General features: G+C 44.3%; 12 protein-coding genes and 1 pseudogene. 6 read left to right on the top strand and 7 right to left on the bottom strand.

The genetic code is table 11. The features are described 5' to 3' along the window. Window positions 1-3,154, bottom strand: a 3,154-nt coding sequence (gene dnaE / locus A2517_RS01055; RefSeq protein ID WP_294893513.1) for a DNA polymerase III subunit alpha, incomplete at its 3' end; no start/stop codon positions are given. A gap of 110 nt (window positions 3,155-3,264) precedes the next feature. Between dnaE and A2517_RS01050 the strand changes: the two genes are divergently transcribed. Both A2517_RS01050 and A2517_RS01045 read left to right on the top strand, forming a co-directional pair. Continuing rightward, a complete protein-coding gene (locus A2517_RS01050) occupies window positions 3,265-3,498 on the top strand; it encodes an addiction module protein (RefSeq protein ID WP_294893512.1) in 234 nt (77 codons plus the stop codon). Beyond that, window positions 3,495-3,785: a type II toxin-antitoxin system RelE/ParE family toxin gene (locus A2517_RS01045; RefSeq protein WP_294893511.1), complete on the top strand. Its 291-nt coding sequence runs from the start codon at window positions 3,495-3,497 to the stop codon at window positions 3,783-3,785. Before A2517_RS01050 ends, A2517_RS01045 begins: the two co-directional genes overlap by 4 nt. A 3-nt stretch (window positions 3,786-3,788) precedes the next feature. Here the strand turns inward: A2517_RS01045 and A2517_RS01040 are convergent, their stop codons facing one another. After that, entirely contained in the window at window positions 3,789-4,235 is a 447-nt protein-coding gene (locus tag A2517_RS01040) for a YaiI/YqxD family protein (RefSeq protein WP_294893510.1), read from the bottom strand. Between the two features lie 136 nt (window positions 4,236-4,371). On the opposite strand from A2517_RS01040, the gene A2517_RS01035 reads away from it, so the two are divergent. Then, window positions 4,372-4,629: a hypothetical protein gene (locus tag A2517_RS01035; protein ID WP_294893509.1), complete on the top strand. Its 258-nt coding sequence runs from the start codon at window positions 4,372-4,374 to the stop codon at window positions 4,627-4,629. 9 nt (window positions 4,630-4,638) lie between these two features. On the opposite strand, the gene A2517_RS01030 is transcribed toward A2517_RS01035, so the two are convergent. Together A2517_RS01030 and A2517_RS01025 are read right to left on the bottom strand one after the other, a co-directional pair. Then, window positions 4,639-5,313, bottom strand: coding sequence for a response regulator (locus tag A2517_RS01030; RefSeq protein ID WP_294893508.1), 675 nt, complete (start codon window positions 5,311-5,313; stop codon window positions 4,639-4,641). Continuing rightward, window positions 5,288-7,216, bottom strand: coding sequence for a 7TM diverse intracellular signaling domain-containing protein (locus tag A2517_RS01025; protein WP_294893507.1), 1,929 nt, complete (start codon window positions 7,214-7,216; stop codon window positions 5,288-5,290). The genes A2517_RS01030 and A2517_RS01025 overlap by 26 nt, the downstream gene beginning before the upstream one ends. A 148-nt stretch (window positions 7,217-7,364) precedes the next feature. Between A2517_RS01025 and A2517_RS01020 the strand changes: the two genes are divergently transcribed. After that, window positions 7,365-7,697, top strand: a complete 333-nt coding sequence (locus A2517_RS01020) for a flagellar protein FlaG (protein ID WP_294893506.1) — start codon at window positions 7,365-7,367, stop codon at window positions 7,695-7,697. 1 nt (window position 7,698) lies between these two features. On the opposite strand, the gene A2517_RS01015 is transcribed toward A2517_RS01020, so the two are convergent. The 3 genes from A2517_RS01015 to efp form a co-directional block, all read right to left on the bottom strand. Beyond that, entirely contained in the window at window positions 7,699-8,487 is a 789-nt protein-coding gene (locus tag A2517_RS01015; RefSeq protein ID WP_294893505.1) for a DUF1566 domain-containing protein, read from the bottom strand. Continuing rightward, window positions 8,429-8,995 carry a DJ-1 family glyoxalase III gene (locus A2517_RS01010; protein WP_294893504.1) on the bottom strand — a complete coding sequence of 189 codons (567 nt, stop codon included), beginning with the start codon at window positions 8,993-8,995 and terminating at the stop codon, window positions 8,429-8,431. Before A2517_RS01010 ends, A2517_RS01015 begins: the two co-directional genes overlap by 59 nt. A gap of 155 nt (window positions 8,996-9,150) precedes the next feature. Then, window positions 9,151-9,717 (bottom strand): elongation factor P, encoded by a 567-nt coding sequence (gene efp, locus A2517_RS01005; protein WP_294893503.1) that lies wholly within the window; start codon window positions 9,715-9,717, stop codon window positions 9,151-9,153. A 203-nt stretch (window positions 9,718-9,920) separates the two neighbouring features. Between efp and A2517_RS01000 the strand changes: the two genes are divergently transcribed. Both A2517_RS01000 and A2517_RS00995 read left to right on the top strand, forming a co-directional pair. Beyond that, window positions 9,921-11,297, top strand: coding sequence for a TolC family protein (locus A2517_RS01000; protein WP_294893502.1), 1,377 nt, complete (start codon window positions 9,921-9,923; stop codon window positions 11,295-11,297). Continuing rightward, a pseudogene (locus A2517_RS00995) lies at window positions 11,297-11,460 on the top strand (efflux RND transporter periplasmic adaptor subunit); the annotation flags it as partial. The gene A2517_RS01000 and the pseudogene A2517_RS00995, both read left to right, overlap by 1 nt.

Raw genomic sequence — 11,460 nt, 5'->3', positions numbered from 1 at the left:
TAAAGAGCATCACTTCGATATTACCGTGGAAGTCCATCAGACTGACAAGCCCGAACATAGACCCTTTTTTCGACATCTTTTTCGTGATCGATTCGACTTTACCGATAAAGATGGCAGTGGAACCGTCCTCGATGTTTTCCACTTCCGATGATAGGGTATAGTTGATCGCGTCGATCTGATCGCGGAAGTTATCGAGGGGGTGACCGGAGACGTAGAAGCCGAGAGTATCTTTTTCAAAATCTAAAAGTGCTTTGAGGTCGTACTCCTCCATGTTTTTGAGGTTGAGTTCAACGGCGGTTACCTCTTCATCATCCCCGAAAAGGCTAAATTGCGCATCTTTTTTAAGGGATGATCCTTTTTTAGCCGTTTCCACGAGGGTTTCGACCTGCTCAATCAACGCACGACGGGAGTATCCGAAATGATCCAGCCCCCCCGCTTTGATGATGCACTCGATCACTTTTTTGTTCACTTTTTGAGGTTCGATACGGTTGATGAAGTCTTGGATATCTTTGAACTCCCCCTCGCTCCGCGCTTCTAGGATCGACTCGACCGCCGCTTCTCCGACCCCTTTGATTGCCCCGAGACCGAAGAGAATTTGATCCTGATCGTCTTTGGTAATCGCGGAGAATTCGAGCTGTGAGTGGTTGATGTCGGGAGCGCCGAGGAAGATTTTCATCCGTTTGGCTTCGTCGATGTATTTGACGACTTTGTCGGTGTTGTCTTTTTCCGAGGTAAGGAGTGCCGCCATAAACTCTTGCGGGTAATACGTCTTGAGCCACGCCGTCTGAAAGGTGACCATCGCGTACGCCGCCGAGTGGGATTTATTGAACCCGTATCCGGCAAATTTTTCGATCAAGTCGAAGAGTTCGGAGGCTTTTTGGTAGTCTAGCCCCTGTTTTTGCGCCCCTTCACTAAACTCACGATTGTATTTTTGCATCTCTTCGAGTTTCTTTTTCCCCATCGCACGACGAACGATGTCTGCACCGCCGAGACTCATCCCCCCGATGGTTTGGACGATCTGCATAACCTGCTCTTGGTAAACGATGACCCCGTAGGTCGGTTTTAGGATCGGCTCCAGTGCGGCGAATACGTACGTGATCGCCTGACGACCGTGTTTACGCTCGATAAAGTCATCCAACATCCCCGATTCCATCGGTCCCGGACGATAGAGGGCGAGTACCGCAATCAAGTCCTCGAATACGCTGGGTTTGAGCCGTTTGTTCAAATCCTGCATCCCCGAACTCTCGATTTGGAACATCCCGATCGTGTCACCGCTTTGGATAATCTCGTACACTTTCGGATCGTTCTCATCGATTTTATGCCAGTTCACCTCGACGTCGTACCGTTTTTTGATCAGTTTGATCGCGTTGTCGATAACGTCGAGGGTTTTGAGTCCCAAGAAGTCGAATTTGATCAGGTCGATGTCTTCGAGATAGTTGAGGGAGTACTGGGTAACAAACGTCTCCTCCCCCGAGGGTTTGTAGATCGGGGTTTTCTTCCAAAGAGGTTCATTCGAGATAACGACTCCCGCCGCGTGCATCCCCGCGTTGCGTTTAAGACCCTCTAATTTTTTACTAAATTCCCATACCCTAGCTATCTGAGGATCGCTATCGATCAGTTCAGCAATCTTCGGCTCTTTTTGGAACGCTCCGGGTTTGAACTCTCCCCCTTTGGTTTTGCCGTTGAGGGTGATTCCCAGCTCATCGGGGATCAGTTTCGCCATCATATCGGCTTGGGAGAGAGGCATCTCCAAAACACGCGCAACGTCGCGGATAACCCCTTTGGCGAGAAGCGAACCGAAGGTAATGATCTGAGCCACCTGCTCCCGCCCGTATTTGCGTACGACGTAGTCGATGATCTCACCGCGACGTGCTTGCATAAAGTCCATATCGATATCGGGCATCGATACCCGTTCCGGATTGAGAAAACGCTCAAAAAGGAGGTCGTATTTCATCGGATCAATGTCGGTGATCTCAAGACTATAGGCGACAAGGCTTCCCGCCGCCGATCCACGCCCAGGTCCTACGGCGATCCCCATCCGTTTTGCTTCACGGACGAAATCCCAAACGATAAGCATATAGCCGGGAAATTTCATCTGGTTGATCACCTGCATCTCGAACTCTAGCCGCTCACGATATTCGGTATGACGTTCAGCTGGGACATGTTCGAGGCGTAATTCCAAACCGATTCGGCAACGGTGGATAAAGTACTCCGAATCCTCTTCGATATTCAGCCCCTCTTCGAGAGCGTATTCGGTCGTAAATTTAAAATTCGGCGGTGTCGGGTTTCCGAGTTTCAGTTCCAACTGGCACTTATCGACAATCTCTTGGGTGTTATAGAGCGCTTCGGGGATATCGGCAAACAATCGTGCCATCTGCTCGGGAGATTTGATATAAAACTCATGGACGGAGTGGCGCATTCGCTTGGGGTCATCGTAAAGTTTATTCATCCCGATACACATAAACGCTTCGTGATACTGAGCATCACCCGCATAGGTGTAGTGGGTGTCGTTGGTAGCGATGAGTTTGATCTTCGTCTCTTGGGAAATACGAATTACCTGCTCGTCGATAAAAAGCTGATCGGCAATCCCGTGGCGCATGATCTCCATGTAAAAATCATCCCCGAAAATCTCTTTATACTCCAACGCAATCCGTTTCGCCTCATCGTATCCTAACGCCCCGTTTTTGACGTTACGCTCGCTGTTGGTATTGAGATGCCAATTCACCTCCCCTTGCAAACACGCCGAAGTACAAATGATCCCCTCACAGTTCTCGCGAAGGAGCTGTTTGTTGATACGGGGAAAGTAGTAAAAGCCGTTGATATAGGCTTGGGAAGAGAGGTACATGAGGTTTTTATAACCCGCTTCGTTTTTGGCAAACAAACAAACGTGAAAACGTTGTTTGATCGTTTTATCCCCTAAATCTTCGCCGTTATGGATGTACGCTTCCATCCCGATGATCGGTTTAAGCCCCGCTCCGCGCATCTGCTGATAAAAATCGATCGCCCCGAACATATTCCCGTGATCGCTCATCGCGACCGAGGTCATCCCCAGTTCTTTAACCCGAGAGGCTAACGCGGATATTTTGTTTGCACCATCAAGTAAAGAGTATTCAGTATGGAGATGAAGATGGGTAAACGGGGGAACTGTGCTCATAAAAAAATGCCTTGAAAAAAAGTAAAAAGATTATAGTCTATGCGGAATTAATATCTGATTTAACAATTGGAAATGCTATAATCACACTATCACGCACAATGAGGTTCAACATGATCGCGCTTAATACCCATCAGCTATTAGCCGAAGTGGATTCAATGCCTATCGATCTCAAAACAAAACTTATTGAGAAATTGTTAAATAGCCTTAATCCACCACATCACGATGTAGAAGCGTTGTGGAAACAAGAGATCGATTCCCGCGTCGCATCCATCGAAAAAGGGTCTGTGAACCTCATCGACGGAAACGACGTTTTTCGAAAAATAAAAGCCCGTTTTGAGCAATGAATTTTCGATTTCATCCCGACGCGGAAATCGAGTTTAACCACGCCATTGATTATTATGAAGAGTGCCAAAACCATCTAGGTTTGGAATTTGCCAAAGAGGTTTACGCTACCATCCACCGCATTATCGATTTTCCCCACGCTTGGCAACCTATGACGGCTAAAACACGGCGATGTCTAACGAATCGCTTCCCTTTCGGTGTCGTCTACCAAAACGTTAATAATGAAATTATCATCATTGCACTCATGCACCAAAATCAAAAACCGTTTTATTGGAAAAATCGCTCTTAAGTTTTATACCCGTTTAGAGAGCAACCGATTCAGTCCGTCCGCAAACGCCCTTACCGTCTTTTCCCCGATAGCACTCGGGCCACCCGTGATCTCACCGTTATTACGTAGTTCTTCCATAAGATTACGCATCGCGAGGAGATGTTTGATGTTGTTTTCATCATAAATCGTTCCGCGCGGATCAAGCCCTACAGCCCCTTTTGTCACGATTCGATCCGCCAGAGGAATATCCGCCGTTATGACAATATCACACGCTTCACACAACTCGGTGATACGGTGATCGGCTTCATCGGGGCCTTGTGCCACAACTTCCATTGATACATAAGCGACATCGGGAGTAGCGATTCGTTTATTGGCTATAAAAATGGTAGTGATATGACGCTTTAAGACGGCACGAAGGAGAATTTCTTTGAGTGCATTAGGGAATGCATCGGCATCGACAAGTATTTTCATGGGCGTTATTTTACCTATATATTCAACTAAACACATTCAAAATGTTAGAAACGGAAACGAAAATGTTAGAGAGAAATTCAATATAATTATAAAACACATTTTTCTACAAATATAGATTCGATAAGGGGGTGAAACGATGGTCATTACCAATCTGGATACCGATACTGACCGTGAAAACGATTTTATCTCCATTGATCTATCGCACAATGCCCAACCCAACTGGATTTTGGATTTTTACGAACAGCTCAACGCTGCAACCAATGAATATGAATACATGATACAGGCACAATGGATGGAAAACGAAAACCTCCCTCATCTCAAAATAGATGAAAAAGTTTTTCTCGATTTTGCAGAAGCGATTCAAAGAACGGCACAAAAAATTCTCAATCGCTAAATATACGTATCACCTTTTCAGAATATACCCCGTCCCGTATATATTTTCGATACTTAAGGTGCCCACTTTGTTCCGTATCCGATTGATCAATTCCCGTATGGTGGAATCACCGATACTCTTATCCCCCCACACCGCTTGACGCAGCTCTTCCATCGTAATCGGCAAATCAGGTTTAGTCAAAAAGAGATGAAGTGCTGCTGTCTCATTCTTGCTTAATTCGATAATTTGAGTGTACCAATGCAACCGATTGTGTTCTATATCCAGCCAGCACTCCGGAAATTTATTTTTAGCCTGTTTTTTCCCTTCCAAATGCTCTTTTTTTACTCTCGAAACAACGATATGCAATACGGCCATCAAATCCGCTTCCCTAAAAGGTTTTACAAGAAAACCGTACGGAATTGTCACGGCCGCTTCCTGTAACGTCTGAGGGTCGCTGTAAGCACTGATATAAACGATAGCTACATTATCATCCGCCAAACTCCGAGAGAGTTGAATTCCGTCTTCCGAACCTTGTATATTAATATCCATAATAATGATATCTATAAGGTGCCCAGCTAAGAATTTTCGTGCTTCCAGCGCACTTTTTGCACTGCCGGCAACTTCATACCCCATATCTTCGATAATTTCACGTATAAAACGGGAGGTAATCGGTTCATCCTCAACGATCAGAAATATCGGATTCATTCAAAAACTCCAATCTAAAATAGGTACCCTTGTATTTTTTATAAACGATCTGCGCATCCGGCAATTTATCCGCCAATGAATGTACCAACATAATACCGATACATTTTTTGTTCTGCGTGAACCCTTCAAAACCGATGCCGTTGTCTTTGATACGAAGAGAGACACGATTACCGCGCTGCTCACACCGAATGAAGAGTTTGTTTCCGGTATCGGTGCCTCTATAGGCATGTTTAAATACATTGCTTAATACTTCATTGCAGATTAATCCTATCGTAACAGCGCTGTCCATATTAATCTCAAGCGGTTGAAACGACGCATCAATTCGAACCGATTCGCTCAACGTATTACGCCTGCAAAGATCAACGAGTGAGCGGAGGTACTCTTCTAAATTGACCAGCGTAATGTCATTATTTTGATAGAGCATCTCATGGATCACCGCCATACTTTGCAATCGTGCGGTACTGTCATCAATCAACGTATGAACGGCTTCATTTTGGGTTCGTCTTCGCTGAAGCCACATCATTGAAATAATCACCTGCAAATTGTTCTTTACCCGATGATGTACCTCTTTGAGGAGTGCCTCTTTTATCGATACGCTTTTGTGTAACTCCTGATTAGCCAAAAACAGCTCTTCTGTCCTCTCTTTTACCTCTCGAGCAAGCTCCTCTTTTGATTGTCGCAATACCTTGGTCAAAATTTTTGCTTTCTCTGCCGCCTCTTCCTGAAACCGCTCTTTCTGAATACGGATGACGTTGATGCGATCGGCCAAACCGAACGAAAGGAGGAGAAGCTCAAAAAAGACTCCGATATGCGTCCCCCATGTTGTAAAAAAATTGATCGGCAGTAACCCGATATTTTTCATCCCTGTCAACATCGTGCCGATAAACAATAATATCCATGCGATCAGATAAAATTTTGACGCTCTGACGTTATAGCGATAATAAGCGATCAATCCCACCGTTACCATGCTCGATGTTGCAATAAAGAGGACAATGACCGATAAGATAAGTCCATGATAATAATCGAGTAGCGTAGTAAATATAAGGATAATTAGTGAAAAGGCCAAAATTATTTGAAGCGCTTTGTCCTGCTTCGGCAATAGTGCTTTTGTATCCAAAAAAGTACGGGTAAACATTAGAGCCAAAACGTGAGCCAAAACGATCAAAAACGGGATAATTGTATTGTTGAGTGCAGGATGATCGGGCCAAATATACCGAAATGCAACTCCGCTCAGAGCCAAAAGGGCTAGTAGATTGGCAATTTGAAAAACGACGTAGTAAAAATAACTCCGTTCGCGGATAGAGAGGAAGAGGAAAAAGTTGTACAGGATCATTATGGCCGCTCCACCGTAAAAAATCCCTAAAATGGCTATTTTCTGCATCTCTGAAGCATAATACTGCTCAAAACTCATGAGATAAAGCTCTAGGTCCATTGAACTCATAGAGCGAATATGGAAATAGAGCGTCTCTTTGGTTTGAGCCTCCATTGTAAGGTGAAAAATAATGTTTTCATCTTTTTTCTCATGCAATGTGAGGGCGACCGAATCTCCGCTGATTTTTCTACTGTAGGTTCCATCCGAAGTGATTCGATAGAAAGTGACACTGTCCAATAGGGGATAATTAAATTTCAACAACCGTTTAATCGGGTATTTTTGCGGGTTTTCAAGGGAAAGTTTAATCCAAAAATCGGACTTTGTCAGTCCAAATCCTGCGGAACGGCCATTTAATGGACGAAACATTTTTTGGGTATCTTCCATCAGAACACTATCCAGATTCAATTCCCCGTTTGTAGCTTCGAGATAGAGATAGTTTTCATGAAGAGGAGTATGTGAAGCGGTGACGTCAACATAGTTTTCAGCTCTGATAAGTGCGCTTAGGAAGATAAAAATTACAATTATGCGCATCTGTTCTTTCATAACATATAAAATAAATTAACGTGACCCATTCCTAAGTCTCAATTATAAAGAAAACTATTCTAACAATGTGGCATCATTTTCTAACAAAATATTACTATAATATTTCTAATAATTATATTTCATAGGTAAGAACAGAATGGATTCAATCAAGTTTTATGGTTTAGGATCGTTATTTGATAAACAATTAACAGCAGAAATAAATCCGGTATTATCACAAACGAAAACCGTAAAAGAACAACCCTCTCCCGCTCAAGATATCACCAAGATTGTTGATGATCTCAACCATTCCCTCAGCCAGCTCAACACGACATTACGCTTTAATGTCGATAGTGAATCCAATGTCTTTTATGTTGCAGTAATCGATACAAAAACTAAAGAGATGCTACGCCGTTTCCCCGTCGAAGAGCTACCGACCTCGACCGCAATACGTCATAATTCCTCAGGAATTTTTCTCAATACGAAAAGCTAAGTTATTCAGAGACACAGCGGAGATATGCCGTTTCTCCTTTATTAACTGTCGCTACAGAACCGAGTTTGAAACCGACCACATATCCCTCCGCTGAACTGAGACTCTCACTGCTCCAGTAATAACGGTGCATCATTGCTCCGAAATAGCGCATATCGACACTGGGACGAAAATGCTCATAATCGACAATCCCGTAGAGTTCTTCCAGTCTCGGTACTCTCCAAGCGCGCCCGTGAAGTGTCAGGCTTTCACACTTTTCGTGTGCTTGATCGAACGTAAATTTGGCACGTTTATCGGTTGCATCCAACGAGTGCCAAAGGAGCCCTGAACTGTTATCTTCTGTCCCTTCCACGCGCAGGCGGTAGTTGCGAGATGGCTTTATTTCAGGGATATCGGTACATGCCGCCGCAATTTTTTTCGTCGGCGGAGAGAGGGTAATATTACGCTCTTTAGGGAAAAAACTGTACCCCACCATTGCGATAATACCGCCATCCCCCTCGCTTCCGGTTCCGATTTCCGTATTGTCTGAGGGGCCGCGGTTGTATGACCAATAACTGAAACCCTCTACAAACGGAATATTTGAAGGGAGAGCGAAAAGTTCATGTATCGACATCTGACGCCAAGAACTACCAAAAGAGCGGCAATACTCTTGGGCTTGCTCTTGTGTATAATGTTCTGAGGGAGAGAGTCGTATCTCTCCCCACCCTATGCTCACGCAAAGAGAGAGGATAAGACTAAATCGAAGCACAATAATCGGCCAACAATCCGCCGCGAAGCTTTTCAGACGTTTCATCGCCGAGCAGTTTTTTCACAATCGCCAAACCAAAGCAAATCGCCGTCCCAGGACCGCGAGATGTCATAATATTGCCGGTTTGGACAACAGCATCCGCATCCCCGAGATATCCGGCGACATTGATTTCATCTTCAACACTCGGATAGCAAGTGTACCCCTCCCTAAGAACTCCGGCGGTGTAAAGAGCATACGGTGCGGCACAAATCGCTCCGATATTTTTACCCTTTGAGTTCATCTCTTTGAGAAGATTTTGTACTCCTGTATCATCAGCCAAGGCTTTGGTACCGCCCCATCCTCCCGGAAGAACGATCATATCAAGCTCATCCGCACAGATCCCTTTGATCGGACAGTCCGCATGAACCGTAATACCGTTAGCCCCTTTTACAAGTAGATTCTCATTCAATGACCCCATGATAACTTCGATCCCCGCACGACGAAGAACATCGATAATACTGATCGCTTCGATCTCTTCAAACCCCTCTGCGATAGGTACTAAAACACGTAGCATACTATAACTCCTTGGACTCTATTAACTCAAGCTTAAGCCGCTGATTTTATCGTACTATTGTACACCTTGAAAATAAAAAAAAGAAATAAAGGTTAGATTAACTGATAGAAGGAAAGAAAAAAGCGGTTTGCGGACAAATCCGCAAGGAGGGTGAATTACTTCACCTTCTCCATATATTCACCCTCAACGGTGTTAACTTTGATAATATCACCCTCAAGAACGTGGTAAGGAACTTGTACTACTGCACCCGTTTCCAATGTAGCCGGTTTTTTAGAACCGCTTGAGGTATCCCCTTTGAAGTTCGGCGGAGTTTCAACGATTTTGAGTTCCATAATTTCAGGCGCTTCAACACTGATTGCGTTACCGTTGTGGAAGATCATTTGGACGCTGGTGCCGTCTTTGATCCATTTCATCGCATCTTCACATTGATCATACGTCAGACCAAGCTGCTCATAGCTTTCGTTATCCATAAACTGAAGCATTTCGCCATCATCATACAAAAATTGCATCGTGGTATGGACAAGATTCGGTACTTCGAATTTATCCCCCGCATGGATCGTTTTTTCGATCACTTTACCATTCAAAAAGCTCTTTACTTTACAACGGACAAATGCCGCCCCTTTGCCCGGTTTAACGTGTTGGAACTCGACGACTTTGTACGGTACCCCCGTAATCTCCAAACGTACACCTTTTTTGATATCACCCATACCGATTGTTGCCATGAAAAACCTTTTTCTGATCTTGTAGTGGGCGAATTTTACCCGAAAGTAGCACGAAATTCAAACCCGATGTAACTTATGGTATGATTTTTAGAATTAAGTCCGCTTTGTTTTGAGGGTTTTTAGCTCTATTAAACTCGTTGATGTGTATAATAAACCTTATACGATTGATTATAATCACAAATACATCACAAGGAAACCTGTTTATGACAAACCTTTCGCGTATTTTCAGCACATCGCTCCTCATCGGTTCATGTCACCTCCTCGGGGCGGGTTTATCGCTCCCTGCGGCACTGGAAATTTTAGAAAATAATAACCTTGAAATCAAAACGGCCGCCCTCGACGTACAAAGCGCTTCGAGCGATACTTCCATCGCAAAAGGGTATAACTTCGGCTCACTTGATTTGACTCAGAATGTCATACGTTCCAATGATGCCGGAAACGTCTTCGGCTTTAAACTCAGTTCACGAGAAGCAGATTTTAATGATTTCGGCTTCGATCAGTTCTTGGGACAAATGAGCGGACTACCGGGAAATACCCAACAACTATTAGCGACTCAGCCAAAAAATCTCAACTACCCCGGCTACCAAAACTACTACCAAAGTAAACTCACCTATATGGTTCCCCTCTTTGTCGGCGGCAAACTGAGCGCGTACGGTGATATTGCCGAGAAGATGGAAGAGATCAAAAAGCTCGATGAATCGCATGTCAAAACGGAAAAAATATACGAAACCCGTAAGAGCTATTACGATATGGCACTCCTCCAAAACTCCATCGACCATATGAAAACCATCCATAAAAATATCTCGACCTTAGAGCGAACGACGCAGATGATGATTCAAGAGGGATACGCCAAAAAAGTCGATCTCCTCGAAGTGGAAGCGCGTAAATCAAATGTCGAGCGGAGCCTCACCGAGATGGAAGCGAATAAAAAGCTTCTCTATCACTATCTCAGTTTTCTCCTCAATACTCCCGTAACGGAGATCGAACTCCCCTCAAACGACTACCCAACCTCAACCATCAGTGAAGAGGATGTCCTGGCAAACAATACCGATCTCAAAAAAGCCGCCCAAGGGTTAGAGATTCGTGAAAGAATGGTCGATGTTGCTTATGCCCCTTTTCTCCCTCAAATCGGTGCATTCGCCGAAGCCAGCAGTGCCGATGATACGTTTTTAGGTGATTTCAATGACCATAAAGCCTATACCATCGGTGCGAAACTCAGCTGGAACCTCTTTAACGGCGGAGTCGATAAAAACTCTCTCGAAAAAGCCCGCATCGAGAAGATCAAAACAACGACCCAAGTAGAGTTGGCCAAAAAAGGGATCGCCCTTCAATACGATAAAATCCGAACCGAAATCGAAAGCCTCAACTCCCAAGTCAAAAGCTTGGAAAAAGAGCTCGAACTTTCAAGCCAAATCTATAAAAATTACGAAGGTCGTTACCACGAACACCTCGCCTCTATGAGCGATGTCATTATTAAACAATCCCAACAGATTGAAAAAGTTCTTAACCTTCAAATGGTTAAAAATCAACGTAACGAGCGTATCTTCGCCCTCGAAAAACTTAGTAACGGAGTCAAATAATGAAATTTTGGATCACCTCTCTCGCCCTTGCCTCAGCCCTTAGTGCCGCAGGCCTTACCCTATCAGGAAGTGTTATCAGCGATAACCAAAAAATGATTACCAGCCGCAATATGGGATTCGTTACCAGTGTTAATGTTTCAGAAGGTTCACGCGTACGCAAAGG

Source organism: Sulfuricurvum sp. RIFOXYD12_FULL_44_77, from assembly GCF_001830725.1.
GTDB lineage: Bacteria > Campylobacterota > Campylobacteria > Campylobacterales > Sulfurimonadaceae > Sulfuricurvum > Sulfuricurvum kujiense_A.
The sequence above is the reverse complement of the archived record's forward strand: the minus strand, read 5'-3'. Positions and strand labels throughout refer to the sequence as shown.